This is a genomic window from Couchioplanes azureus, from assembly GCF_014648355.1.
Lineage (GTDB): Bacteria > Actinomycetota > Actinomycetes > Mycobacteriales > Micromonosporaceae > Actinoplanes > Actinoplanes azureus.
The window spans coordinates 138,344-163,555 of the sequence record NZ_BMQY01000004.1 but is presented as its reverse complement, the minus strand read 5'-3'; the positions used below and the strand labels follow the sequence as shown (position 1 = coordinate 163,555).

Below are 25,212 nucleotides of genomic sequence, written 5' to 3'. Positions count from 1 at the left end.
GGCCTGGACGGCCGACCGGCGCTCGGCGGCGCGCATCCGGCCGCCATGACGGAGAATCGACGGCCATGAGGGAACATGACATCGTCGTCTACGGGGCCACCGGGTTCGTGGGCGTGCTCGTCGCCGAGTACCTGGCCGCCCACGCCCCCGCCGGCACCCGCATCGCCCTGGCGGGCCGGTCCGAGCCGCGGCTGGAGGCCGTGCGGCGCCGGCTGCGCGTCGAGTGGCCGCTCGTCGTCGCCGACGCCGCCGACAGCGAGGCGTTGGCCCGGCTCGCCGCGTCCACCCGCGTGGTGGTCACGACGGTCGGGCCCTACGCGAAGTACGGCCGCTCCCTCGCCCACGCCTGCGCCGCCGCCGGCACCGACTACACCGACCTGACCGGCGAGGTCCTCTTCGTCCGGCGCAGCATCGACGAGAACCACGACCTGGCCCGCTCCACCGGCGCCCGGATCGTCCACTCCTGCGGCTTCGACTCCATCCCGTCCGACCTGGGGGTGCACGTCCTGCACCAGCGGGTCACCGCCGACGGCGCCGGGGAGCTGACCGACACGACCCTCGTCGTCACCAGCATGCGCGGGGGCGTCAGCGGCGGCACCATCGACTCGTTGCGCCACCAGATCGACGTCGTGCGCAAGGACCGCGACCTGCGGCGGATCGCCACCAGCCCGTACTCGCTGAGCCCCGACCGGGCCGCCGAGCCCGACCTCGGCCGGCAGGGCGACCTCGTCTCGCTGCGCGGCGCGGACGTCGATCCCACGCTGCGGGGCAGTCTCGCGCCGTTCTTCATGGGGCCCTACAACACCCGCATCGTCCGGCGCAGCAACGCGTTGCGGCAGTTCGCGTACGGCCGGAGCTTCCGTTACCGCGAGACGATGAGCACCGGCACCTCGCCGCTGTCCCCGCTGCTCGCGGCCGGTGCGAAGGTCGGTATCGGCGCCCTGGTCGTCGGCCTGGCCCTGCCACCGACCCGGTTCGTGCTCGACCGGGTGCTGCCGAAGCCCGGCGAGGGGCCGGACGAGCGGTCCCGCCGCGCGGGCCACTTCACCATCGACATCTACACCCGGACCACGACCGGCGCCCGCTATGCGGCCCGCTTCCGCGCCCAGGGCGATCCCGGGTACGCCGCCACGGCGCTGATGCTCGGCGAGTCGGCGCTGGCCCTCGCCTGCGACCGGAACGCGCTGCCCGCGTCCGGTGGCGGCGTCCTGACCCCGGCGACCGGCATCGGCGACGCCCTCACCGCACGGTTGCGCGCCGCCGGTGTCGAGATCACCACCCGGATCCTGCCGGACCCCTCCGGCAAGAACTAGGCACCACCAGGCAGGGCGCCGGACGTCGGTCAGCCGGGCGGCTGGGGACGGCTGCCCGGGTGGCCCGGCGGGCCGGCGCCGTGACCGCCGGCGTCTTCGGCCGGGAAGTCGTCCATGGACACCAGGGACGCCTCGATGCGCTCGATCGCCCGGCGGTCGTCGAGCTGGTGCAGGACCACGAGCAGCTTGCCGGCCGTGGTGTCGTACCGCGCCAGTGCCTGGGTCCGTTCGCCGCTGGCGCTCTCGGTGAGGGCACGGCGGCGATGGTCGAGGCACGTGGTGAGCAGGCGGCGGGCGGCGTCGTGTTCGCCCAGTTCGCAGTGGGCGGTGGCGAGCGACTCCATGGACGACAGGGTGGACGGGTGACTCTCGCCCAGAGTGTCGCGGCGAGCCTGGTACGTCGCCTGCAGGACGCGGCGCGCCGTGGCGAAGTCCTCGAGCTCGGCGAGGACGACGCCCAGGTTGTGCGCGGCGTTGAGGGTCTCCGCGTTCCGCTCGCCGAGCAGGTCCCGGCGGGTGGCCAGGACGTGCTCGTACAGCGCCCGGGCGATCGGCAGGACGGCCTCCTCGGTCAGCTTGCCGGCGATGTCCGCCATGACGCGCAAGGTCTCGAGGTGATGTTCGCGCGCCGCTCGACCGCCGTCGGACCGGTCGTCATGGGCCGCCCGGGGCTCCGGCACGCGGTGGCGGTCGCCGGTGGCCCGCGCCGGCTCGGCCGCGTCGACGCGGTCCCAGGCCGCGCGGACCTGGCCCATGAGGTCGTCGGGGACGCCGCAGTACCGGGCGAGCGGCAGGAGCACGGCGGGGCCGGGGATCGGCTTGCGTCCCGCCAGGAGGTTGTTGACGCTGCTGCGTGACAGCCCCTTGGTACCCTGCGCCCGGTCGGCGACCTGCCGCTGGGTACGCCCGCGGCGTTGCCTGACCCAGTCGAGCACCTCCGCCAGGGCGACGACGGTGTCCGCGTCCCGCAGCCTGCCCGGCAGTTCGTCGCTCAGCCTGCGCAGAAGCTCATCGTCCCTCATGACCGGACAACGCTTCCGAGCCGTGTCCCGCAGCGACCACGGGTGCGTCTCGTCCCGTCCCGCGCCGACCCGTGGACGGGACGAGGACGACCCGTGGCCGTCCCGGGCCGGCTCTGCGCCGTCCGGGGACGCCCGGACGCCCGCCGTGGCCGTCTCGGGTGTCCAGCCCCGGGCCCACCGGCCGGGACGGCCGCACATTTCTTGTCATCCGCGGTACGAGCTGCGGCAACGGCAAGACGTGAAAAGAGGGATCCTCCGGTGGTCCAGCTGCTCATCCTCTCCCCCGCGCCTCTCGACACCCGCCATCCGCCATTCGTGGAAGATGCCCGTTCCCCGGCCGGGAAATGCCGGTCCGCCCGCGGGAGCCTCCGCGGATTCACCGGCGCCCAGGGCACACGGCGCCATGGCCGCCGCCAGCACCACGGCGGCCACACTGCCCAGCTCACGGCCACAGTGCACAGCTGGCGGCCGGCGAGGCCGCCGTCCGGCGGTGAGCCAGGCCACCGCGCAAGTCACCCGATCGGGGATGCGGTCTCTCGACCGATCCCGGGTATGCGTCCGTATCACCGGCCGGGTGGCCACCGACGACCTGCCCCGGTCACGGCCCGGAGGTGTCGGCCTTGATCGCCGAAAGGAACCGGAACCACTGGAGTGGATCGAACTCCAAGATCGGACCCGACGGATTCTTACCGTCTCGCATCAACACTGTGAATTCGGAGGTGGACACTTCTACACAGTTACCCGTACCGCAGCGGGAACTTTTCCGCCACCCGGCCTGCGTCGACGGCTTATCGCCCAACGTGCCTCCCTATTGGCGGCCGGCCGTTCCTGCGCACGCGCCGGTCGGTGATCTGTGTTCTCGGCGGAGATCGGCGGTCCGACGTACCAGAAAATCGGATCGGCCGACGGTCGAGTATCCGGCAGGCAAGAGTGTAGATTCCTTTCGATGGCACGGCTAGTCTGATGAGGACGGTCCAAGAACAAGAAATGAACGTCCCCGATCGGGGTACGCCGTAGGGGCGCAAAATGGCGTGGTGGCCTGATGTCTCTTATACGATCCAGGTCGTCAGGAGGACCGACCGCCGCGCGCGGTCGCGGTGCGATGAGGTGGCTGGTGCGTACTAGCTCTACCCACGGGTGGACGCCCGTCCCACGGAAGGAGCCAGGTATGCAGCAGAGGCCGAAGGACGACCCGGCGTCACCCGTGCGGCTCGCCGTCTACGGCACCTGCGCCGGGACCGCCGCCCTGGGCCTGGGCCAGGGTCTGGGATCGGCGCTGTTCAGCGCGGCCACGGCCAGGATGATCGCGCTCGCCGTCATCGCCGCGCTGGTGAGCGTCGCCGCGGGAATGGTGTGTGATCCCATCCTGTCGCGGTGGCAACGGATCGCTAACTCCCGTCAGCGTCGCGACGATTGACGTCCTCGCGGCGTACGCGCCGCAGCGCCCAGACGAAGAGCGTCACCATCGAGGTCGCCATGACGGCGAGGATCTGCGGTGAGCCGGTCAGCGCCGCCACCAGCAGAATGAACGGATAGATCAACGCCAGGGCGTGCACCAGCATGCGGGCGTTGGTCAGCACCCCGTGCAGCAGGCCGACGAACCCGCCGGACGGCCGGACGGGCGCCGGCCCGCCGGCGAACCCGCCGGACCCGGCCGGTCCGGTCGGCCCACCGGACGGCCGGCCGGGGGCGCTCTGGCCGCCGAGCCGCGGGGCGGGCTTGCGGAAGCCGAGCTCCCGGTCCGTCTCAGCCACCGTCGGCCACCGGTTCGCGGTTGCGCACCGGCGGACGCGAGCCGGAGCCGGCGTGCACCGAGCCGACGGGGGACGGCGGGGGCGCGGCGGGGCGCCGCAGGCAGGAACCCGTGCCGATGCTCGTCCAGGTCATCCGCGTTTCCTCCCGTCGTTCCACCTTCGCCGCCCGCGCCCAGGGGCGCCGGCCGGCCGGTCAGCCGATGGCGGCCGCCACGTCGTCGAGCAGGGCGTCCAGCTCCTCGCCCTGCAGCGCGCACTCCTGCAGGCTCTCGAAGTTCGCGGCGAAGCGCCGTACCTGCCGCTGGTCGTGCTTGGTCAGGAACTCCCCTGCCGCGTTCTCCAGGTACAGCAGCGGGAAGTCGTCCGGGTCGGGGAAGTCCAGGATGACGAAGGGCCCGCTCATCCCCACGTGACTGCCCGCGCCGAACGGCACCACCCTGAGGTCCACGCGGGGGTGCCGGCTCATCTTCTTCAGGTGCTCGATCTGGCCGCGCATGATGCCGGCGTCGCCGCGCTCCGCGCCGACCACCCGGCGCACGGCCGCCTCGTCGAGCACGAAGGACGCCTTCGTGATGCCGCCGTCGTTGAAGGTCTGCTGCCGCAGGGCACGCAGCTCGACCATGCGGCGGACACGGTCCAGGGCCGCGTCGCGCTCGTCGTCGGCGAGCGAGGAGATCTGCAACAGGGTCTGCAGAACGGCGTCCGCGTACCCGGGGGTCTGCAGCAGACCGGGAATGTACGAATTCTCGAACTCCCGCAGGGTGTCCGCCGTGATTTCGGCCTCGAGGTAGTCCCGGAAATCCTTCGAGTGGATGTCGCTGATTTCCGGGAGACTGCGTTGCCGGGCCAGTTCGGCCATTTCCGTCAGTTCCTCCACCAACTCGTTCTCGCGAATGTCGTAGATCTTGAGTAAGGCGAGAAGATCCGTGTACGAGATACTGTTCTCGCCGCTTTCTATCCGGTGCACCTTCGACTGCGACCACCGCAGCTTTCCGGCGACCTGCGCCTGGGTGTAGCCGATTTTCTGCCGGATTCCGGACAGCTTGCGGACGAGGCGTTTGCGCTCCAGGGCGGATCTGCGCCGCTCTCCTATACCCATGTCATTATCCCGCTACTCTCTGTAAGGACGCTGGTCCGCGGGTCATCGCCGTGCATCCAGCCTAGCTCAGCGGCGCCCGGGTATCGCAGTCTGCATATCGCACACCGCATGTCGCAGAAAGTTCTGACCAGTGGGTTTAGCCCGGCGGCCGCGGGGTATCGACCCGCGCTCACGCCGGCGCAGTCACCGCGCCAGGCTGACCAGGCGTACGCGCCCCATAGGCGCACCGGGCAGCCGAACCGACGCCACCCGGGCGGCAAAGTGAGCTTTGTTCACGGCTATTCGGTCGCTGTCCGTGACAGCGCTGAGGAATGGGGGCTCCGGCGGCGCGAGCGACTCGGCGGAGAAACCGAGTCGATACTCTCAGGAAGCTCTCAGTTACTCAGCCCGTAAAGGGCAATGGCGTGGCCGGGGGGCGCGTATTCGCGGCGAGGCGACCAGCGCATGACAAAGGCGGCCGCATCGCCGTCGGTGAGGACGGTGCCGCGGCCGCCGGACGGACCGTACGCCCTAGATGAGCTGGCCGTCGTAGTCCGGGAGCTTGAAGACGCGGTCGGCGTGGCCGCCGGAGAGGTCGCTCGCGCTGTTGCCGATGTTGGCGACGATGCGGTAGCCCTGCGCCTCGATCGCCTTGCGGGCGCCGGTCTTCAGCTCGGCGTCCGGCTGGGTGTCGAACCACGGCCGCAGGTAGACGCGCTCCACCGGATAGCCCACCAGGTCCAGGTTGATCTCGGTCTGCCAGCCGAGGATCTCCGGGCGCGCGGTGACGAAGAAGACGGCCGCGCCGTCCGCCGCGGCCCGGCGGGCGATCTCCAGGATGGGGCCGGTCGCCGGCGAGGTCAGCCCGGGACGGTAGGTGGTCTGCAGGGCGGTGTTGTCGATGTCGAGCACGATCGCGGGCCGGAACGAGCCGGTCGGCAGCACGTCGCCGAGATAGGCGGAGGCCTGGTCCGCGACGGCGGTGACGTCCGCGATCCAGGTCGAGTACGGCGGAAGCGCCCGGACCGAGGCACCGGGCAGGGCCGCGGCGGGGGCGGGGGCGGCGACCGCGGCGGAGGCGGGTGCGGCGAGGACGAGAGCGGCGGTCACGGCGGATGCGGCGGCGCCGAGGCCCGCACGGGCACGAAGGTTCATGGCGCTCAACATAGACGGACATCCATGCACGCCGCCGGAACGCCGGATGGCGCTCAGGTGACGGTCAGGCGGCGGCGCCGCGCAGGACCGCGTCGACGAGCGCCTCCGCGTAGCCCTCGACCGGGATCGCGGGGTTCCAGTGCAGCATGTTCTGCGCGATGGTCGGGCCGACGAGCATCAGCAGCGTGAGCTCCACGTCGAGGTCGGGGCGCAGCTCGCCGCTCTCGACACCGCGGCGCAGCACCTCGCGCATGACGGCGCGGCGGGGCTCGATGACGGCCTGGAAGACCGCGTGCATCTCCGGGCTCTTCACCATCTCGGGCACCAGGCAGGCGGTCACCCGGCCGTAGTGCTCCATGCGGGTGTTGCGGGCCGAGGCCACGAGCATGATCAGATCCTCGCGGACGGACGCGCCGGCCGGCGCCGGCAGCGGGCCCTTCATCCGGGCCACCGCGTCGATCAGCAGCGCCTCCTTGTTGGGCCAGCGGCGGTAGATCGTCGCCTTGCCCACGCCCGCCCGCGCCGCGACCGCCTCGATCGAGATCGCCGCGGAGCTCTGCCCCTCGGCCAGCAGCGCGGTCACCGCGTCGAGGATGGCCTCGGCGGCCCGGGCGTCGCGAGGCCGGCCGGGCGCCTTGCGGCCCCGGCCGGCCTCCTCGTCCGCGCTGAGCGTCGTCATACGCTCCATTGTCACCGAGCCCTCATCGCATGGACACGGCGCCCGTCACGCCTCGACCAGTTCCCGGCCCTGCTGCTCCACCAGCCCCTCGGCCGTCCCGGGGGCGGGCGCGCCGGCCGGCCGGCGGCCAGGCAGCCAGATCGCCGCCACGAGGGCGCCGAGCAGCGCGAACACCGTGGTGCCGACCGAGGCGTAGTGCATGGCGGTGAGGAAGGCGTCGTTGGCCTGCGCGACCAGCGCCGGGCCGGCGGGACCGGCCTGGGCCGCCACCCCGTACGCACCGGCGATGGACTCGTTCGCGGCGTCGCGGGCTCCGGCGGGCAGGGCGGCCGTGGCGTCGCGCATCCCGTCGCGGTACGCCGCGGACAGCACGGCGCCGAGCACGGCCACGCCCAGCGCGCCGCCGACCTGGCGGACGGTGTTGCTCACGGCCGATCCCACGCCGGCCTGCTCCCGCGGCAGCGCGGCCATGATCGCCTCGGTCGCCGGCGGCATCACGTTGGCCATGCCGACGCCCATGACGAAGAACAACGCGCCGACCACCCAGATCGGCGTGCCGGCGCCGACGAACAGCCAGCCGGCGAGCCCGAGCGCGACGAGCAGCAGGCCGGCCGTGCTGACCGCCTTGGGCCCGAAGCGGGCGACCATCGCGGCGCTGCGCGGCGCGAACGCCATCTGGCCGACGGCGAACGGCACGAACAGCACGCCGGAGGCCAGCGGGCCGAGGCCGCGGACCAGCTGGAGGTAGAAGGCGCTGAAGAACATCGAGCCCATCGCCGCGAAGAAGACCAGGCCGATCATGCCGGTCGAGGCGGAGAAGCGGCGGTTGGCGAAGAGCCGCACGTCCAGCGAGGGGTGCGGGATGCGGCGCTCGTACCCGACGAACAGGGCCAGGACCAGCACCCCGGCGGTCAGCGTGGCCCACGCGCGCGGCTCGCCGAAGCCGGCCTCGCCGCCCTCGATCACGCCGTAGGTCAGCAGGCTCAGGCCCAGGATCGACAGCAGCACGCCGAGCACGTCGATGCGGCCGGGCCGGGGGTCGCGGGACTCGGGGACGAGGACGCGGACCAGGACCACCCCGGCGACGACCACGGGAACGTTGATCAGGAAGACCGAGCCCCACCAGAAGTGCTCGAGCAGCAGGCCGCCGACGATCGGCCCGATCGCGACGCCGAGCCCGACCGCGCCGGCCCAGACGCCGATGGCCCGGCCCCGCTCCCGCGGGTCGAAGACGTTGGCGATGATCGACAGGGTGGCCGGCATGACCGCGGCGGCGCCCAGGCCCATCAGTGCCCGGGCCCAGATGAGCTGGTCGGGCGTGTCCGCGTACGCGGAGAGCAGCGACGCCAGACCGAAGAGCGCGAGCCCCACGATCAGCGTGATCCGCCGGCCGAGCCGGTCGGCCAGGATGCCGGCGGTGAAGAGCAGGCCCGCGAAGACCAGGGTGTACGAGTTGATCGCCCATTCCAGCTGACCCTGGCTGGCGCCGAGACCGGCGTGCGGGTCGGCGATGGTGCGCAGGGCGACGTTGAGGACGGTGTTGTCGAGTACGACGACGAGAAGGCTGATCACCAGCACGCCGAGAATGGCCCAGCGCCGCGGATGCCCGGTCTGCGGTTCGTCCATGGTGGGGGTCCCCCGAGCTACTTACGATACGGAACAGTTCCGTATCACAGCAGGAGCGTAGGCGCGCCGGCAGCAATACGGAACGGGCTCGTATCGTATTGTGGCGGCGATCACCGCCCCCGCGGCGCCCCGCGCAGCCAGTCACCGACCCCGGTGACCTCGAGGACCAGGCGCACGATGCCGCGCGCGCCCCGGGTCTTCAGCCGGACCCCGCCGTCGGCCGCGAGCAGCGCGGCCGTGACCAGCGCCGCGACGCCCGCGGCGTCGAGGAAGGTGACCGCCGCGAGATCCAGCACCACGTGCCGCACGCCGGGCTCCCGCCCGGCCCGCTCGACCGCACCCACCAGCTCGTCCGACGCGTCGTGGTCCACCTCGCCGTGCAGCGCCAGGCAGGCCACCCCGGCGTCGGCAGGGTGCGCCACGATCGCGAACGGCGGCACAGGCATCGAGGTGCACTGTAGAGGCTGGATCCTTGCCATAGAGCAACGGTTACGCATCGACGCGCCCGACTCGCCCGAAAGGGGTGACCGGGCCGGCCCGTGTCAGGTGCCCGACGGCTGGGGAACGAGCGTGAAGCCCTTTCCGTCGGCGCGCAACAGCAGGAAGCGCGGCTCGGCACGCGAACCGTCGGGGTTGAAGCTCACCTTGCCCGACATCCCCATCATGTCCGTCTCGGCGATCGCCTTGCGCACCGCGGCGCGGTCCGTGGTGCCGGCCCGCCGGATCGCGTCCAGCGCGACGTTGACGGCGTCGTACGCCGCGACCGACGACGGGTTCGGCTCCGCGCCGACGGCCGTGCGGTAGCGCTGCGCCCAGTCCTTCAGTTCCGGCAGGTCCGCCCAGAGCATCGCGGTGCCGTAGAGGTCGCGCGTCTGCGCCGCGTCGAGCCCGTCGAGCAGGGGGCCGTTGGTGGCGCCGTCGCCGACGAAGATCCTTCCCTCGAAGCCGCCGGCCCGCAGGTCCGCGACGAGCTGGTTCGCCTCGGCGTAGTACCCGGTGTAGTAGACGACGTCCGCGCCACCGCGGATCACCGCGTCGGCGATCCGGGCGTAGCTCGGGGCGCCCTGGCTGAGTTCCAGCTGGGCGCCGACGGCCAGGCCCTTGCGGCGGGCCGAGTCGGCCGTCGAGCCGGCGAGGGTGACCGGGAAGCTCGTGCCGTCGTGCACCACCGCCAGGCGGGTGCCGCCGAGGCGCTTCATCCAGTCCACCGCGAACTCGGCCTCGGCCGCGACGGTGCCGGAGATCAGGAAGACGCTGTCGTACTTCGGTGCCAGCAGATCGGTCGAGTTCGACTGGGCGACCACCATGGGCACGCCCGCGGACCGGAAGATCTTCAGCGTGGGCACGGTCGCGCTGGAGCAGTACCCGCCCACGGAGACCGTGACGTCCCGGGCGACCACCTCGCGGGCGGCGGTGACGGCGGTGCCCGGGTCGCAGGCGTCGTCGCCGACGACCAGCTCGATGCGCCGGCCGAGCACGCCGCCCTTCGCGTTCGCCTCGTCGACCGCCATCCGCGCGGCGTTCACCATGGCCTCGCCGGACGGGCTGCTGCGCCCGCTCACCGGCACCAGGGTGCCCAGGCGGATCACCTCCTGTGCCGGGGCGCTCGCGGTGCCCGACTCCCCGGAGCTCGCGCAACCGGAGGTCACCGCTATCAGAAGTGCCGCGACGGCACTGGTCACCAGACGCACAATCTTCTCTTCGGTCGGGGCCCCGGACAGCTGAGGGCGCATTTCGTCTTCACCACGGCGGTCGGATGCCGATCAGTCCGGCGTGGTCAGGCCTCTCCGTGGTGCGTTGCGCACCCGCGTAACCGGCTTTGTACGCCGTGGCGCGGCGACCATCGCTGCCCTGGCGGCGGTGCTGCTCGCGCTGGCGGCGTACGTGCTGCAGGGCACCCTGCACACCACGCGGGCGACCGAGGAGCAGCAGCACGCGCTGGTCGTCGCCGCGCTCTTCACCGAGGCCCGCATCGACGTCGCCATGCAGGAGGTGAACCTGCGGCACTACCAGGTGGAGCCGTCGGTCGCCGTCAAGCAGCGCTTCGACAGCGTGGCGCAGGCCGCGGACCGGACCCTGGCCGAGGTGGTCGCGATCGGCGGCGGGCAGGCCAGTGCGGACGCCCGGCGCCTGCGGGAGCAGCAGATCGCCTACCGCGAGCTCGCCGAGCGCCTGATGGTGCTGGTCGCCGACAGCGACCCCGGGCACGCCCGGTTCGACCGCCTCGAGGTCACACCCGCGTTCTACGCGTTGCAGGACGACGTCAACCACGTGGCACGCGCCTACCACGACGCGGCGCAGCAGCAGGTGAGCGCGCTGCGCCGGACGCAGGGACGGCTGCTGGCCGGCACCGCGGCCGGGTTCGCCGCCGGCCTGGCCCTGGTCGGCATGATCATGCGGCTGGTGCTGGGCTACCAGCGCCGGCTCGTCGAGCAGGCCGAGGAGAGCACCCACCGGGCGCTGCACGACCCGCTCACCGGCCTGCCCAACCGGACCCTGTTCGGCCGGCGCCTCGACGAGGCGCTGGGCGAGGCCGACCGCACCGGCGAGCACCAGGTGGCGCTGATGGTCGTCGACCTCGACGGCTTCAAGGCCGTCAACGACACCCTCGGCCACCACGCCGGCGACCAGGTGCTGCTCGAGGCCGGGCGGCGGCTGAGCGAGGCCGCCGGCGACGCGGCCGTGGTGGCGCGCCTGGGCGGCGACGAGTTCGCGGTGCTGCTGCCCCGGGTGGCGGACGCCGGCGCGGCGACCGCGCTGGCCGAGCGGATGGTCGCGGCGCTGCGGCGCAACTTCGTGCTCGAGGAGGGCCCGGCGGCGATCAGCGGCAGCCTCGGCATCGCGCTGAGCGGGGCGGAAGGCCTCGCCGAGGAGCTGTTCCGTCACGCCGACGCGGCCATGTACCGGGCGAAGGCCGGCGGCGGCGGCGTCGCGGTCTACGACGCCCGCTCGGACACCGGCACCCAGGACCGCATGCAGCTCCTGGCGGAGCTGCGCGGCCTGCTGGACGACGGGGACCCCCAGGGCCGGCTGCGGCTGTACTACCAGCCGCAGGTACGGCTCAGCGACGGCGCCGTCACGTCGGTCGAGGCGCTGGTGCGCTGGGACCACCCCGAGCGGGGCCTGCTGCCCCCGGCGGCGTTCCTGGGCATCGCCGAGACCAGCGGCCTGGAGGTGCGCCTGACGTGCCACCTGCTCGCCCTGGCGGTCCGCCAGGCCGCCGCGTGGCGGCTCGCCGGGAACCCGTACTGCGTGGCGGTCAACGTGTCGCCGGGCTGTCTCGTCGACGCGGGCTTCGTGCCGGCGGTGCTGGCCGCGGTGTCGGCGGCCGGGCTGCCGCCGGAGCTGCTGCGGCTGGAGCTCACCGAGACCAGCATCATGGCCGACCCGGCCAGCACGGCACGGGCCCTGTGCGAGATCCGCGACCACGGCGTCAGCGTGTCCGTCGACGACTTCGGCACGGGCTTCAGCTCGCTCGCCCAGCTGCGCCACGTGCCGGCCGACGAGCTGAAGATCGACCGGATGTTCATCAAGGAGCTGGGGCAGGACCCCGCCGTCGGCGCGCCGGACGCGGTGATGGTCCGCAGCGCCGTCGACCTCGGGCACAACCTGGGCCTGTCGGTGGTCGCCGAGGGCGTGGAGGACGTCGACGCCCTGATCCGCCTGCGCGACATGACCTGCGACTATGCGCAGGGGTTCGCGCTGAGCCGCCCGGTGCCGGCGGACGAGCTGCCGGCCGCGTGCCTGCGCGCCGAGCGCACGGCCCGCGCCGCGATCGCGACCGGCGCGCGGGCCGCCAGCCCCTCCTGAGCGGGGCTCAGGGGCGCCGGAAGATGCTGATCGAGTGCCCGACCTCGTCGATCGGCTCGCCGCTGGTGCGCAGCAGCGCCGCGAGCCGCCCGGTGGCCTTGGCGATGGAGCTGTCCGAGACCACGAGCAGGCCGTGCACGTCCCCGGGCGGCACCTGCAGCGGGTTGCGCGCGCTGATCCCGTAGGCCTCGGGCACACCGGCGCCCTTGTAGACCAGCCACACCGGTTCGCCCGGGTACCTCTCCCGCAGCCGGTCGGCGAGCCGGCCGAGGTCCTGCCCCCAGTCGACGTTCGAGTCGTGCAGCCGCAGATGCGTGCGCGCCGGACCGCCGAAGGCCTCGTTCGAGTACGGCAGATAGTAGGGAAACGTCCGCAGCGAGCTGACCGCCACGAGGACGGCGAGCACCGCGGCGGCGTGGCGCGCCCACCGCCACCGGACGGCCACGACGGCCGCGGCGGCGACGGCCAGGAAGAGCGGCATGAAGATCGCGTACCGGGTGCCGAAGTCGCGGGCCCCGGTCATCGCCACGGCCAGCAGCAGCGCCGGCGGGACGAGCAGGTACGGCACGGCCGGGCGCAGCCGCGGCACGGCGAGCATCGCCACCGTCCCGGCCGCCCAGAGCACCAGCATGCCGAGCGGCGTCTTCACCAGCAGCGCGGCCGGCAGGTAGTACCAGAGCGAGCCCTGATAGTGCCGGCCGAAGAGGAAGCCGCTGAAGGTCGAGTCCTCGAAGGCGAACTGGATGCGCATGCCGTCGCGGTACGCCTCCGGCAGCGGCAGCAGGCCGGTGAGCAGCCCGCGCAGCCCGTCGCCGGGCAGCCCGGCCGGCGTGCTCCAGCGCAGGCCGGGGTCGACGGCGAGGTAGGCCAGCCACACGACCGCGATCGCGGCGACGCCTGCCCCGGCGGCCAGGGCCAGACCCCGCAGCCGCTCCCGCGCCGCCACCCGCCGGCGCCAGGCGGGCGTCGCGAGCAGGGCGAGCAGCAGCACGACCGGCACGGCGGGCAGCGCGCTCATCCGGGTGGCGAGCGCCGCGCCCAGGGCCGCGCCCGCCAGGCCCAGCAGGAGCGGGGTGCGCGGGCTCGTGCGGGCGCGCCAGGTCAGCCAGACCGCCGTGAGCAGGAAGCCGGCCGCGGGCACGTCGAGGGTCGCCAGCGAGCCGTGGGTGATGACGTCGGGCGAGAAGGCGTACAGGGCCAGGGCCAGCACGCCCCCGGCGGTGCCGGTGAGGTCGCGGGCGAAGGCGAGCACGACCAGGCCGAACAGCAGGGTCAGCAGGATGATCGGGAGCCGGGCCAGGAACATGAGCCGGTACGGGTCGTTGCCGGCCTCGTACAGCACGTGACGGCCCAGGGCGGTCTGGTTCCCGCGGAACGCCGGGTCCAACCGGGGCGACGCGAACGCCAGGCCGGCCGCCATGAGCAGCTTGCCCAGCGGCGGGTGCTCGGGGTTGTAGCGCAGGCTGTGCTGCTCGAGGTAGGTGACGGCGGTGCCGACGTACACCGGCTCGTCGATGGTCGGCGTCTGCTGCACCGCGGTCGTGACCATGGCGACCGCCATCTGGGCGAGCAGCAGCACCGTCAGCAGCGGCACCAGCCATCGCCGGCGCCGCCGGACGGGGGCCGGCGATGGGCTGGTGCGCTCGTCGAGGTCCGCGGTCACCGCTGAAACCTACCCGGCGCGGATACGCTCGGCCCATGTGCCGAAACATCCGCCAGCTGCACAACTTCGAGCCGCCGGCCACCGCCGACGAGGTGCACGCGGCCGCCCTGCAGTACGTCCGCAAGGTCGCCGGGTCGACGAAGCCCTCGCAGCGCAACCAGGCCGCGTTCGACAAGGCGGTGGCCGCCGTGGCCGCCGCGACCGCCGCGCTGCTGGACGAGCTCGTCACCGCGGCGCCGCCGCGGGACCGGGAGGTGGAGGCCGCCAAGGCCCGGGAGCGCGCCCGGCAGCGGTACGCGTCCTGAGCCTCACCCGGTCCGCAGCGTCGCGTCGTGCAGGGTGAGGTACCACGGCGAGTCGGTGAAACCGGGCCCGGTCTGCTCGCCGATGTAGGCGTCGACGTGCTTGTCGCCGCCGAGTCCCGGGGTGAACTCGTCGGTCACCGTCCACCGGGCGGCGCGCAGGGCGGCGCAGACCTCGGCGGCGGCGCGGGAGCCGTCGTCCTGGCGGCCGCACCCGACGATCCGGAAGCGGGTGCCGCGGGCCAGCACCTGAGGGTCCGCGGCGGCGGAGACGAACGGCCGCAGCGCCCGGCCGGCGGCGTCGCGCGGCCGGCTGTCCAGCCAGTACCCGGTGTCGTGCGACCAGTTCAGATAGTCGCCCGAGGCGGTGCGCCCGGTGCCCTCCTGCTGCACGGCCGCGACGAAGTCGGACTTGTACTCCCCCAGGTCCTCGTCGCCGTGCGCGCAGTCGATCCGCGGGCAGCCGGTGACCGTCTCCGGCGCGCCGGAGTGGTAGTCCTCCACCGCGGTGTAGTAGACCGTCACCTCCCATCCCCCGGTGGCCGGCGGCTCGGTGGCCGGGGAGGTGGTGGCCGGCTGCGACGGGCTCGGGCCCCAGCCGGTGCCGGCCGAGGCGGTCGCCGGTGGCACCGGCGGCGGCACCGGCTCCGTGCGCGACGCGTCCCCGTCGCAGCCGGCCAGCAGCAGGACGGCCGCGAGAACCCGCGCGGATCGCATGGGCCGATCTTCCCAAGGGCGGCGGCACGGACCGGCCCGATTCAGCTGTGGCTTATATAAGCCTTCCCTGATAATCTCGCCGGGTGCATGCGTTCGACGTGCTCGGCGACCCGGTGCGCCGCCGCCTGCTGGAGCTGCTCGCCGACGGCGAGCGGTCCGCCGGGGCGCTCACCGAGGTCATCCGGGCGGAGTTCGGCGTCTCCCAGCCGGCGGTCTCCCAGCACCTGCGCGTGCTGCGCGACAACGGTTTCGCGCGGGTGCGCGCCGACGGCGCGCGGCGGCTCTACGCGGTGGACGACACCGCCCTGCGCGAGGCCGACGCGTGGCTGACGCAGTTCCGCCGGTTCTGGACGCCACACCTGGACGCGCTGGCCACCGAGGTGGCCCGCGGCAAACGACAGCGGCGGCTCGCCGCGCGCGACGACGACCCGGGAGCGACTTCATGATTCAGGTCACGCAGCAGATCAACGACGTGCGCCGCACCGTCGGCGACCGGCACCTCGAGGCCGGGGAGGCGAAGGTCGTCACGATCAGCCAGGCCTACGACACCGGCATCGAGGACCTGTGGGAGGCGGTGACCAGCGCCGAGCGCATCCCGCGCTGGTTCCTGCCGATCACCGGCGAGCTGCGCGAGGGCGGGCGCTACCAGCTCGAGGGCCACGCGGGCGGCACGATCAGCCGCTGCGAGCGCCCGACCGGATTCGCCGCCACCTGGGAGTACAACAACGAGGTCAGCTGGATCGAGGTGCGGCTGACGCCGGAGGGCGACGGGCGCACGCGCCTGCAGCTGGAGCACGTCGCGCACGTCACCGCCGAGCTCTGGGAGCGCTACGGGCCCGGCGCCACCGGCCTCGGCTGGGAGCTCTGCCTGTGGGGCCTGGCCAACCACCTCACCGACCCGACCACGGCCCTCGACCCCAAGGACGGACCGGCATGGATGGCCTCGCCGGAGGGCAGGGAGTTCATGCGGCTCAGCGCCGACGCCTGGGCCCGGGCCGCGGTGGCCGGCGGCGACGACCCGGAAGCTGCCCGGGCCGCCGCCGAGCGGACGTACGCCGCCTACACCGGCGCCTGAGCGTCAGCCCGCGCCCGCCGCCCGCCGCTCCGCGCCGGCCAGCCGGTCCGCCAGATCCTCGCGGGCGCGGGCGACCCGGGACCGGATCGTCCCGACCGGGCAGGCGCAGACCTCGGCCGCCTCGGCGTACGACAGGCCGAGGACCTGGGTCGCCACGAACGCCTCGCGCCGCTCCGGCGCCAGGCCGGACAGCAGGTCGCGCAGGGCCAGGTGCTCCTCGAAACGCGGCCGGTCGGCGGCCGTCGCCCCGTCGGCGGCGGCCTGCCAGTCCTCGACCGGGGCGAGCCGCGGGCGCACCACCGCCGCGCGGACCTGGTCCACCGCCACCCGCCGGGCGATCGTGTAGAGCCAGGTCCGGGCGCTGGAGCGGGCGGCGAAGCCGGGCAGGCTGCGCAGCGCCCGCAGGTAGGTCTCCTGGACCAGGTCGTCGAGCTCACCGGGGGCGGCGAGGTGGTGCAGGAAGCGCCGCACCTGACGCTGGGTGGCCCGGACGAACGCCGCCGCCGCGTCCGCGTCGCCGCGGCCGGCGGCCAGCGCCCACCGGGTCACCTCCTCGTCGGTCACTCCGCCGGGGTGCCGGACGGCTGGGCGCCGGAGGCCGCACCGGAGCGCCGGTACGCGAGCAGGCCCAGCACCAGCGCCGCGAGACCCAGCGCAATGCCGATGACGCCGGCCCAGGTGCCGTTGCCGTCGCCCTTGGTGTCGGCGGCGGCGCTCGTCACGGTGGGACCGGTGGCGGCGGCGGGCGCGTCGGTCGCGGCGGCCGGGGCCAGCTTCAGCACCGGCGCGGGCTTCTCCGGCTCCGTGCCGTCGGTGGTGGGCTCGTCGATCCAGCGCACGATGGTCTTGTCGGAGTAGGTCTGCAGCGCCTTGAAGACGATCTTGTCGACCTTGGGCAGCGGGCCGATCGACACGTCGAACTCCTGGAACTGGCCCGGCTTGATCGCCGCGTCGCCGGTGGCGGTCCAGGTGATCTTGGAAACGGCCTCGGTGATCGGCGAGCCGTGCGCCTCGATGGGCTGGGCCAGCTTGGCCTTCTCGGCCACCATCGTCCACCCGGCGACGGGCTTGAGCGACACCGACGCGAACGGCGTCGCGGTCGGCAGGTTGACCTCCACCTTGGTGGTCGAGGCCGTGTCCGACTCGTTCGGCACCCGGAAGGTGACCTTGGCGTACCCGCCCTGGACGGCGGAGTTCGCGTTCACGCTCACGTGCGCCGCGGCGGGGCTCGCCAGGGTGAGGGAGAACGCGGCGACGGCGGCGCCGATCGCGGCCGAACGCTTCAGCAGGGACATCTCAGGCCTTCCGACTCAGGGTGCTCCCGGCCGGGGTGCCGGGCACGGTCATTGGTCGGCCGGGATCCCGGGAAAGTTCCCGCGGTTTTCACCGTACGCCGGCAGCGGTGCCCGCCGGCGGCGAAACCGGCGCCTCCCGCGGCAGGCGCACCTCGGCGTGCAGCCCCGGCGGCGGCGTGGCGCCGCGCAGGGTGACCGTGCCGCCGTGGCGGCGCACCAGCTCGCGCACGATCGCCAGGCCCAGGCCGGAGCCGCCCGCGTCGCGGGCCCGGGCGTCGTCGAGCCGGGTGAACCGGTCGAAGACCCGCTCCCGGTCCGCCGCCGGGATGCCCGGGCCGTCGTCGACCACGGCGATCCGCCGGTACGCCCCGTCCGCGGCCGCCTCCAGGCGCACCGACGAGCGCGCGTGCCGTACGGCGTTGTCCAGCAGGTTGGCCACCACCCGGCCGAGCGCGTCCCGCTCGCCGGTCACCCACAGCGGCCCGGCCGGCGGCTCGTACGCCACCTCGGGATAGCGCGCGGCCACCCCGCCGAGCAGCTCGCCGAGCTCGACCTCCTCGGTGGGCGGCCGCACGGCCCGGGTCGTCGCGTCGTCCGCGCGGGCCAGCAGCAGCAGGTCGTCGACCAGGCGGCTGAGCCGGTGCACGTCGGTCAGCAGGTCGCCGGCGAGCTCCGGCCAGTCCGTGCTGTCCGGCAGGCGCTGGGCCACCTCGAGCTCGGTGCGCATGTTGGTCAGCGGGCTGCGCAGCTCGTGCGCGGCGTCCGCGACGAAGGTGCGCTGCCGGGCCCGCGCGGCGTCGAGGCGGTGCAGCATGTCGTTCAGGGTGACGGCCAGCCGGTGGATCTCGTCGCCCGAGTCCGGCACGGGCAGCCGGCCCGGCCGGGCCCCGCCGGTGATCTCCTCCGCGCCGGCCCGCAGCGCCTCCACCGGCCGCAGCGCCGCGCCCACGACCCGCCAGGCCACCAGCGCCAGCAGCGCGACCAGCGGCGGGAACGTCACCAGCAGCATGATTTGCAGCAGGCGCACGCTCTGCGTCAGCTCGTCGGTGGGCCGGGCGACGAGCACCGTGACCCGGCCGTCCGGCGGCCCCGCCGCCAGGGCGACCACGCGGACCCTGCCGTCCAGGCCGATCCGGGAGCCGGGGATGAACATGCCCTCGCCGTCCGCCAGCGTCCTCAGCTCGCGCGGATACAGGATGGGCACCAGCCGGTCGGCGCCCGCGGAGCCGAAGAGCACCTGGCCCGCGGGGTTGACGACCTGCACGCGTACGGCCGGCGCGGCCGGCAGCGGGTCGGCGAGCGCGCCGGTGTCCACCAGGACGGCCACCGACCGGGCGGTCTCGAGCGCCTCGGTGTGGGCGGTACGCATCAGCACGTAGCGCATGGTGGCGACGAGCACGACGCCGCCGGCGGCCAGCCCGGCGAAGAGCACCACGACCGAGACGAGCAGCAGCCGCGCCCGCAGACTGAGCCGCCGCGGGCTCAGCCGGCGCGGCAGGCGCAGACCGAACCGCCACGGGCTCGGCCGGCGCGGCGGGCGCGGCGGGGACACGGCTAGGCCTCGGCGGCGCCGGTCGCGGCGAGCCGGTAGCCGGCGCCGCGGACCGTCTCCAGCCGGTCCCGCCCGATCTTGCGGCGCAGGTAGCCGACGTAGACCTCGACGGCGTTGGCGGCCGTCTCCAGCGCCGCGTCCCACACGTGGTCCAGCAGCTCGGTCTTGGACACGACCTCGCCGGGACGGCGCAGGAGGTATTCCAGCAGGGCGAACTCCCGGGCGGTCAGCACCACCTCGGCCCCCGCGACGGTGACCTTGCGCAGCGCCGGGTCGAGCTCGACGTCGCCGTGGCGCAGCACCGTGGGCCGCTCCGGCGTGCCCCGGCGCAGCAGGGCGCGCAGCCGGGCGAGCAGCACGACGTACGAGAAGGGCTTGGTCAGGTAGTCGTCGGCGCCGCAGTCGAGCCCGTCGGCCTGGTCGTACTCGCCGTCCTTGGCGGAGAGCATGAGCACCGGCAGCCACCTGCTCTCGGCCCGCAGCTGCCGCACCACCCGGTATCCGGAGAGCCGGGGCAGCATGACGTCGAGGATCATCGCGTCGTACTCGCCGTGCCGGGCCATCTCCAGGCCCTCCGCGCCGTCGGCGGCGACGTCCACGGCGAAACCCTCGGCCTGCAACCCGCGCCGCAGCGCGCTCGCGAGCCGCGCCTCGTCCTCCACCACCAGCAACCGCACTCCCCTACCTTGGCATGCGCGCCCCAGGGGAAGAATCCGTTCTCAGCGGGGTCACAGCCGCCGCGGGGCGCTCAGGCCGTCACCGAGGCGGCGATGAGGTCCTCGACCGCGCCGAGGGCGGTGTAGGCGGTGATCCGGATCTGCAGGGCGTTGCCGCACATCCCGACGCCCCCGCCGCGAACCACCATCGCCTGCGCCATCGCCGACAGCGCCGCGGTGCCCGTCTCCTCGCCGGCCAGGCCGGTCTGCGCGAGCAGCTCCTGCCACACCGCGTCGGGATTGTCCACGCTGGCGCGCAGGCTCTCCCGGGCGTCGCTGAGGGTGGGGCGACGCAGGCCGTACACCAGACGGTCCTCGAGTTCGGCAGTGATCGGCACTGTGGTCTCCTTCGCGACGCTCCCCGTTGCTTGCAGGGGAGAGTTCGGCGCGGAGTCTCAGCACAGGCTCAAGGCCGGCTCTTGTCCCGGTACGGCCTGGGCTTGCCGGGCTCAGTGACGGAAGCCTTCGACCACCCTGGTGAGGTCGGACGCCAGCCGGGTCAGGTCGCCGGCGGCCTGATGGGTCGCCTTGGCGCCGTCGGCGGTCGCGCCGGCGACCTCGGCGACCCCGGCCACGGTGTGGGCCACCTCGCCGCTGCCGTGGGCCGCCTCGGCGACCGAGCGGCTCATCTCGCTGGTGGTGGCGGTCTGCTCCTCCACCGCGGAGGCGATGGTGGTGGTGTAGTCGCCGATCTGGGCGATGACCGAGGTGATCTCGCCGATCGCCTGCGCCGCGGAGCCGCTGGACGCCTGGATGTTGGTGATCCGGTGGGTGATCTCCTCGGTGGCCCGCGCGGTCTGCTGGGCGAGCTCCTTGACCTCGCCGGCCACGACCGCGAAGCCCTTGCCGAGCTCGCCGGCGCGGGCCGCCTCGATGGTGGCGTTCAGCGCGAGCAGGTTGGTCTGCTCGGCGATGCTGGTGATCAGCCGGACCACGTCGCCGATCTCCGCGCTGGCGGTACCGAGCCCGGCCACCTCGCTGTTGGTGCGTTCCGCGACGCTCAGGCCCTGCTGGGAGATCTCCGCGGCCCGGGCCGCGTTGACGGCGATCTCGGCGATCGAGGCCCGCATCTGCTCGGCGCCGGCGGCGATCGCCTGCACGCCGGCGTTCACCTCCTCGGTCGAGGCGCTGGCCGTGCTCGCCCGGGCGGCGACGTCACCGGCGCCCGACTGCAGCTGCGTGCTCACGGTGGAAAGCTCCTCCGACGCCGCGGACAGCGTCGCGACCGACCCGCCGATCGTCATGACGGTCTCGCGGAGCCCGGTCACCGCGGTGTCGAGCGCGGCACCCATCTGTCCCGGCTCGTCGCGCGAGGTCAGCCCGCTGGTCACGGTCAGGTCGCCCGCGGCCAGCCGCTCGCAGACCTCCTTGACCTTGCGCAACGGCGGCAGAATCTGCCGGGACAGGACCAGCCCCGCGCCCAGCGCCACGATCGCACCCACCACCATCACGCAGATCGAGGCGATGCGGTTGCTCCGGTACGTGGACTCGGCGTCCTTGGCCGACCTCGCCGCGTCGGCGGACTCGGCGGCGGTCAGCTCGTCGACGTATCCGTTGATCTTGGCGAACAGCGGGATGACCTCCTTGTCGCGGGTCTCCTGCCAGGCCGCCAGGTCGTTGCGCTCCCCGGCCGGGATCTGCTTCTCCCGGGCGAGAGTGGCCCAGGCGTCCCACTGACTCCGCAGATCCGCGATCCTGGCCGCCTCGCTCGCCCGATGCCCGCCCTGGTACGCGGCGAAGGCCGCGTCGACGGCCGCCAGATCCTCGGCGAACGCCGCGGCGTAGGTGTTCATGTGTTCCTCGTCCTGGGAGAGCGCGTGGTTGGCCAGGTCCAGCCGGGCCTGCCCCATGCCGTGCTGGAGGTCGCCCAGCGCGGCGACGTTGGCCACGTTGGTGCGGTAGATCGCCTGCGCGGCCTCGCTGGACTGGCCCAGCGCGATCAGCCCCACGACGCCGACCACCAGCGAGACGGCCGTCCCGACCAGGACCGCCGCGAAGATCTTGACGTTGACGCTGAGGTCGGCGATCGAAACCCGTTTCCCACCCACGAACTCCTGTTCGGCACCCCGGCCACGGCACTGAGCGGGCGTCCCCTAAGGGACGTTCTCAGCGCCGTCACAGCACGCGCCCGGCAGGATGGGCGGCACACAACGGGAGGGGACATCGTGAGTGTCTTGAGGTCGAGGCCGGCGCTGCGCTGGCTGGTTCCGGCGGCCGCGGCGGCCGTCGTCATCGGTGGCGGCGCGGCGGCGGGCACGATGGTGGCGACCGCCGACCCCACGCTGCCCGAGCGCAGCGCGGCCCAGCTTCTCGTCGACGTGCAGAACGCGAAGGTCGACGGGCTGTCGGGCACCATCGTGCAGACCGCGGACCTGGGACTGCCCGCGCTGCCCGGCATCACCGGGGGCGCCGGCAGCAACGCGGACCTGATGAAGCTGGTCGCGGGCAGCAACACCGCCCGGGTCTGGTACGCCGGGCAGGACAAGGTCCGCCTGGCGGTGCTCGGCACCCTGGGCGAGACCGACGTCATCCGCAACGGCTCCGACGTCTGGGTGTGGCGCAGCGCCGGCGGCTCCGCCACGCACTACAAGATCCCGGCGGAGGCCGGCGGGCACGAGAAGCGGACGCCGCCGCTGGGCGTGCCGTCGACCCCGCAGGAGGCCGCGGACGCCGCGCTCGCCGCCATCGACCCCAGCACGGAGGTCAGCACCACCGGCGCGGCGAAGGTCGCCGGGCGCGACGCGTACGAGCTGGTGCTCAAGCCGCGGGACACCGCGTCGCTGGTCGGCCAGGTCCGGCTGGCGATCGACGCCGAGCACCACATCCCGCTGGGCGTGGACGTCTACGCCCGCAACGCCAACGACCCGGCGGTCCGGATCGCGTTCCAGCAGGTCAGCTTCGCCACCCCGGACGCCGAGCAGTTCACCTTCAACCCGCCGCCCGGCACGAAGGTCGACACCGCCGACGAGTCCGAGCTGCGCAAGCAGGCGGAGAAGGCGGGCAAGGAAGCCGAGAAGGCCGCCCGCGAGCACGCCGGCAAGCCGGAAGCCCCGGAGGGCACGAAGGTCGTCGGCAAGGGCTGGGCGTCGGTCCTGGTCGCCAAGCTGCCCACCGGCGACGGGAAGGCCGGCGAGGGCGCGCCGCAGCTCGGCGAGGGCGCAGCGCAGCTCGAGGCCGTCGCCGGAGTCCTGCCGAAGGTCAGCGGCGCGTGGGGCAGCGGCCGGCTGCTGCAGAGCGCCCTGTTCAGCGCCCTGCTCACCGACGACGGCCGGGTCCTCGTCGGCGCGGTCGCCCCGGAGAAGCTGTACGAGGCGGCGGCGCAGAAGTAACGGGCCTCGCCGGTGTCGCAGCCGGGTCGCGGTACGAGCCCGCGACCCGGCTGTCGCCGTTCGGGGCACGGCGGCGTGTCAGGTTTACAATGAAAACCGTTTCCAACAAGATGGGTGCATCGCCCCCACTTGGAGGAAGGAATCCGCATGTCCCTGAACGTCTCCCCCGACCTGCTCGCCGTCGCCGAGCGCGGTGAGGTCTCCGACGCCGAGTTCGTCGACTGCGTCCGCACGTCCCTGCCGTACGCCTGGGAAGTGGTGAGCTCGGTGATGGCCGGCCTGGCCCGCGACGGCGGCGACTTCGCCGACCACGAGGTGCCGCCGCCGTCCGAGGACGAGCGCGGCCAGCTCCTGCGGGCGCTGGCCAGCGACGCGATCCGCGGCGGCCTGGAGCGGCACTTCGGCGCCAAGCTCGCCTTCCAGAACTGCCACCGGGTCGCGGCGTTCCGCTTCGGCGCGGTGGGCGGCGACCGCTACCAGGCCTTCGTGTCGCCGCGCGGGCAGCTGCTCAACCAGTCCCCCGAGCTGCGCAACTGCTGAGCGCCCGAGCGCGGGCGTCCCGCCCCGCGCGTCCGGTCCCCCGCCGGGTCCGGACGCGCGGGGCGGGCGTCAGCCGCGATGCCGGGCCCCGCGGCTCGTCCGGCCCGGCCGAGCGGTCCGGTCCGGGTGGGCGGCCCGGTCCGGGTGCGCGGCCCGGTCCGGGTGCGCGGCCCGGTCCGGGTGAACGGACCCGTCCGGGTGAGCGGCCCCTCCGGGCCGGGCGGCGCGGTCCCGCCGCGGGCCCGGCTCGGCCACCAGTGCCGCCAGCCCCGTCGTGATCGGCACCGACGCCACCAGGCCGATCGTGCCCACCGCGCTGCGCAGGATCTCCTGCGCCAGGAACTCACTGGTCAGCAGGTCGCCGACCGGTTCGCTGCCCGCCGCGATCAGCAGCAGCAGCGGCAGCGACGCCCCCGCGTAGGCGAGCACGATCGTGTTCACCGCCGACGCCACGTGCGCCCGGCCCACCCGGATCGCCGCCTGGAACAGCTCCCAGCGGCCGGTCGCCCCGGGGGTCATCTCGGCGACGGTCACCGCCTGGGTGACCGTCACGTCGTCCAGGACGCCGAGCGCGCCGATGACGATGCCGGCCAGCAGCAGGCCCCGCAGGTCGAGTCCGGCACGGGTCACCGACAGGTACGCGCTGTCGTCGCTGCCCGTACCGGTCAGGTGCATCGCCGAGGTGAACACCGCGCCCAGCACTCCGGTGAGCACCAGGCTCGCCAGGGTTCCCGCCACCGCGACCGAGGTGTGGACGTTGACGCCGTGGGTCAGGTACAGGGCGGCGAACATGATGGCGGAGGCGCCGACGACCGCGACGAGCAGCGGCGGGGAGCCGTCGAGCACGGCCGGGACCACGAAGAGCAGCAGCACCCCGAAGCTCACGGCCAGCCCGGCCAGCGACGACAGCCCGCGGCGGCGCCCGAACGCCAGGATCGCCGCGACCGCGAGCCCCACCAGCCAGACCATCGGCGTGGCACGCTGCCGGTCGACCACCGAGTACGCGCGCCCGCCCGGCACCGCGTCCGGGAAGTGCAGCAGCACCACGTCGTCGCCCGCGTGCAGCGCCGTCGCGCCGGGCCCCTGCGGCAGATCGACCTCCTGCCGGGAGCCGGCGCCCGGCCCCTCGGTGACCTCGACGGTCGCCGAGCCGCACCGCCGCGGCACGGACCCGGGCGGGCAGACCTGCTCCGCGACGGCGGCGACCGTGCCCAGGGCCCGCTGCCCGCCGCCGGCGTCGCCGGAAGCGTCGCGGACGTCGCCCGGCCAGAGCAGCACGAGCGCCAGCAGGGTCACCAGCGCCGCCGGCACGAGGACCGCGGTGAGGATGCGCCGCGTGCGCCGGGACGCGGCGGGCGGCGCCCCGTGGCCGTGGCCGTGGCCGTGGCCGTGGCCGTGGCCGTGGCCGTGGCTGTGGCCGTGGCTGTGGCTCACCGGCGGGAGGCCGGGAGCGGCGGCACGCGGCGGTGGACCGGGGCGTCGTTCATGACAGGCGATTATGCCGGGCGCGTACGTTTTCCCGGCCGGACCCTTGGATGTCCGCCGGCCCGGTCGATGGTGGGTCTACCGCGCGCGGACGCGCCGGG

General features: G+C 73.9%; 27 protein-coding genes. 8 read left to right on the top strand and 19 right to left on the bottom strand.

Annotated elements, in window-relative coordinates; translation table 11 throughout:
- Window positions 1–65 precede the first annotated feature (65 nt).
- Complete coding sequence (locus IEY99_RS15870) at window positions 66–1,313, top strand: saccharopine dehydrogenase family protein (protein WP_189203914.1); 1,248 nt, start codon at window positions 66–68, stop codon at window positions 1,311–1,313.
- 29 nt (window positions 1,314–1,342) lie between these two features.
- Here the strand turns inward: IEY99_RS15870 and IEY99_RS34910 are convergent, their stop codons facing one another.
- A complete protein-coding gene (locus IEY99_RS34910) occupies window positions 1,343–2,335 on the bottom strand; it encodes a tetratricopeptide repeat protein (protein ID WP_189203912.1) in 993 nt (330 codons plus the stop codon).
- 598 nt (window positions 2,336–2,933) lie between these two features.
- Complete coding sequence (locus tag IEY99_RS15860; RefSeq protein WP_189203911.1) at window positions 2,934–3,134, bottom strand: DUF397 domain-containing protein; 201 nt, start codon at window positions 3,132–3,134, stop codon at window positions 2,934–2,936.
- Window positions 3,135–3,503: 369 nt separating this feature from the next.
- Between IEY99_RS15860 and IEY99_RS15855 the strand changes: the two genes are divergently transcribed.
- The gene (locus tag IEY99_RS15855) at window positions 3,504–3,752 is read left to right on the top strand and encodes a hypothetical protein (RefSeq protein WP_189203909.1); all 249 of its coding nucleotides are present in this window, start codon (window positions 3,504–3,506) and stop codon (window positions 3,750–3,752) included.
- On the opposite strand, the gene IEY99_RS15850 is transcribed toward IEY99_RS15855, so the two are convergent.
- The 8 genes from IEY99_RS15850 to IEY99_RS15815 form a co-directional block, all read right to left on the bottom strand.
- Window positions 3,724–4,089, bottom strand: a complete 366-nt coding sequence (locus IEY99_RS15850; RefSeq protein WP_189203907.1) for a hypothetical protein — start codon at window positions 4,087–4,089, stop codon at window positions 3,724–3,726. The genes IEY99_RS15855 and IEY99_RS15850 overlap by 29 nt on opposite strands.
- Window positions 4,082–4,222, bottom strand: coding sequence for a hypothetical protein (locus IEY99_RS15845; RefSeq protein WP_189203906.1), 141 nt, complete (start codon window positions 4,220–4,222; stop codon window positions 4,082–4,084). The genes IEY99_RS15850 and IEY99_RS15845 overlap by 8 nt, the downstream gene beginning before the upstream one ends.
- A 60-nt stretch (window positions 4,223–4,282) precedes the next feature.
- Window positions 4,283–5,188 carry a helix-turn-helix domain-containing protein gene (locus IEY99_RS15840; RefSeq protein WP_189203904.1) on the bottom strand — a complete coding sequence of 302 codons (906 nt, stop codon included), beginning with the start codon at window positions 5,186–5,188 and terminating at the stop codon, window positions 4,283–4,285.
- Between the two features lie 510 nt (window positions 5,189–5,698).
- On the bottom strand, window positions 5,699–6,322 hold the full coding sequence (locus IEY99_RS15835; RefSeq protein ID WP_189203902.1) for an HAD family acid phosphatase: 624 nt from the start codon (window positions 6,320–6,322) through the stop codon (window positions 5,699–5,701).
- Window positions 6,323–6,386: 64 nt separating this feature from the next.
- The gene (locus IEY99_RS15830) at window positions 6,387–7,001 is read right to left on the bottom strand and encodes a TetR/AcrR family transcriptional regulator (protein WP_308427049.1); all 615 of its coding nucleotides are present in this window, start codon (window positions 6,999–7,001) and stop codon (window positions 6,387–6,389) included.
- A gap of 45 nt (window positions 7,002–7,046) precedes the next feature.
- Entirely contained in the window at window positions 7,047–8,627 is a 1,581-nt protein-coding gene (locus IEY99_RS15825) for an MFS transporter (protein WP_189203900.1), read from the bottom strand.
- A gap of 110 nt (window positions 8,628–8,737) precedes the next feature.
- On the bottom strand, window positions 8,738–9,073 hold the full coding sequence (locus IEY99_RS15820) for an STAS domain-containing protein (RefSeq protein WP_189203898.1): 336 nt from the start codon (window positions 9,071–9,073) through the stop codon (window positions 8,738–8,740).
- Between the two features lie 96 nt (window positions 9,074–9,169).
- Complete coding sequence (locus tag IEY99_RS15815; protein WP_189203896.1) at window positions 9,170–10,309, bottom strand: branched-chain amino acid ABC transporter substrate-binding protein; 1,140 nt, start codon at window positions 10,307–10,309, stop codon at window positions 9,170–9,172.
- 115 nt (window positions 10,310–10,424) lie between these two features.
- On the opposite strand from IEY99_RS15815, the gene IEY99_RS15810 reads away from it, so the two are divergent.
- The gene (locus tag IEY99_RS15810; protein WP_189203894.1) at window positions 10,425–12,437 is read left to right on the top strand and encodes a putative bifunctional diguanylate cyclase/phosphodiesterase; all 2,013 of its coding nucleotides are present in this window, start codon (window positions 10,425–10,427) and stop codon (window positions 12,435–12,437) included.
- A 7-nt stretch (window positions 12,438–12,444) separates the two neighbouring features.
- On the opposite strand, the gene IEY99_RS15805 is transcribed toward IEY99_RS15810, so the two are convergent.
- Window positions 12,445–14,100 (bottom strand): ArnT family glycosyltransferase, encoded by a 1,656-nt coding sequence (locus tag IEY99_RS15805; protein WP_229798756.1) that lies wholly within the window; start codon window positions 14,098–14,100, stop codon window positions 12,445–12,447.
- Between the two features lie 35 nt (window positions 14,101–14,135).
- Between IEY99_RS15805 and IEY99_RS15800 the strand changes: the two genes are divergently transcribed.
- Window positions 14,136–14,405, top strand: a complete 270-nt coding sequence (locus tag IEY99_RS15800; RefSeq protein WP_189203892.1) for a DUF2277 domain-containing protein — start codon at window positions 14,136–14,138, stop codon at window positions 14,403–14,405.
- Between the two features lie 3 nt (window positions 14,406–14,408).
- On the opposite strand, the gene IEY99_RS15795 is transcribed toward IEY99_RS15800, so the two are convergent.
- Complete coding sequence (locus IEY99_RS15795) at window positions 14,409–15,119, bottom strand: hypothetical protein (RefSeq protein ID WP_189203890.1); 711 nt, start codon at window positions 15,117–15,119, stop codon at window positions 14,409–14,411.
- Window positions 15,120–15,202: 83 nt separating this feature from the next.
- On the opposite strand from IEY99_RS15795, the gene IEY99_RS15790 reads away from it, so the two are divergent.
- Together IEY99_RS15790 and IEY99_RS15785 are read left to right on the top strand one after the other, a co-directional pair.
- Window positions 15,203–15,565 (top strand): ArsR/SmtB family transcription factor, encoded by a 363-nt coding sequence (locus tag IEY99_RS15790; RefSeq protein ID WP_189203888.1) that lies wholly within the window; start codon window positions 15,203–15,205, stop codon window positions 15,563–15,565.
- Window positions 15,562–16,194: an SRPBCC family protein gene (locus tag IEY99_RS15785; RefSeq protein ID WP_189203886.1), complete on the top strand. Its 633-nt coding sequence runs from the start codon at window positions 15,562–15,564 to the stop codon at window positions 16,192–16,194. The genes IEY99_RS15790 and IEY99_RS15785 overlap by 4 nt, the downstream gene beginning before the upstream one ends.
- A 3-nt stretch (window positions 16,195–16,197) precedes the next feature.
- On the opposite strand, the gene IEY99_RS15780 is transcribed toward IEY99_RS15785, so the two are convergent.
- The 6 genes from IEY99_RS15780 to IEY99_RS15755 all read right to left on the bottom strand — a co-directional run bounded on the left by IEY99_RS15780 (window position 16,198) and on the right by IEY99_RS15755 (window position 21,805).
- Window positions 16,198–16,758, bottom strand: a complete 561-nt coding sequence (locus IEY99_RS15780; RefSeq protein ID WP_189203884.1) for a sigma-70 family RNA polymerase sigma factor — start codon at window positions 16,756–16,758, stop codon at window positions 16,198–16,200.
- The gene (locus tag IEY99_RS15775; protein WP_189203882.1) at window positions 16,755–17,489 is read right to left on the bottom strand and encodes a YcnI family protein; all 735 of its coding nucleotides are present in this window, start codon (window positions 17,487–17,489) and stop codon (window positions 16,755–16,757) included. Before IEY99_RS15775 ends, IEY99_RS15780 begins: the two co-directional genes overlap by 4 nt.
- Window positions 17,490–17,577: 88 nt before the next feature.
- Window positions 17,578–18,939: a sensor histidine kinase gene (locus IEY99_RS15770; RefSeq protein ID WP_189204788.1), complete on the bottom strand. Its 1,362-nt coding sequence runs from the start codon at window positions 18,937–18,939 to the stop codon at window positions 17,578–17,580.
- A gap of 104 nt (window positions 18,940–19,043) precedes the next feature.
- A complete protein-coding gene (locus IEY99_RS15765; RefSeq protein ID WP_189203880.1) occupies window positions 19,044–19,718 on the bottom strand; it encodes a response regulator transcription factor in 675 nt (224 codons plus the stop codon).
- Window positions 19,719–19,789: 71 nt separating this feature from the next.
- On the bottom strand, window positions 19,790–20,095 hold the full coding sequence (locus IEY99_RS15760) for a hypothetical protein (protein WP_189203879.1): 306 nt from the start codon (window positions 20,093–20,095) through the stop codon (window positions 19,790–19,792).
- Window positions 20,096–20,206: 111 nt separating this feature from the next.
- Complete coding sequence (locus IEY99_RS15755) at window positions 20,207–21,805, bottom strand: methyl-accepting chemotaxis protein (protein WP_189203877.1); 1,599 nt, start codon at window positions 21,803–21,805, stop codon at window positions 20,207–20,209.
- Between the two features lie 117 nt (window positions 21,806–21,922).
- Between IEY99_RS15755 and IEY99_RS15750 the strand changes: the two genes are divergently transcribed.
- Window positions 21,923–23,086 (top strand): LolA family protein, encoded by a 1,164-nt coding sequence (locus IEY99_RS15750; protein WP_189203875.1) that lies wholly within the window; start codon window positions 21,923–21,925, stop codon window positions 23,084–23,086.
- Window positions 23,087–23,233: 147 nt separating this feature from the next.
- The gene (locus IEY99_RS15745) at window positions 23,234–23,626 is read left to right on the top strand and encodes an SCO5389 family protein (protein WP_189203873.1); all 393 of its coding nucleotides are present in this window, start codon (window positions 23,234–23,236) and stop codon (window positions 23,624–23,626) included.
- 69 nt (window positions 23,627–23,695) lie between these two features.
- Here IEY99_RS15745 and IEY99_RS15740 read toward each other — a convergent pair whose 3' ends face one another.
- Entirely contained in the window at window positions 23,696–25,060 is a 1,365-nt protein-coding gene (locus IEY99_RS15740) for a YibE/F family protein (protein ID WP_189203871.1), read from the bottom strand.
- Between the last annotated feature and the right edge of the window lie 152 nt (window positions 25,061–25,212).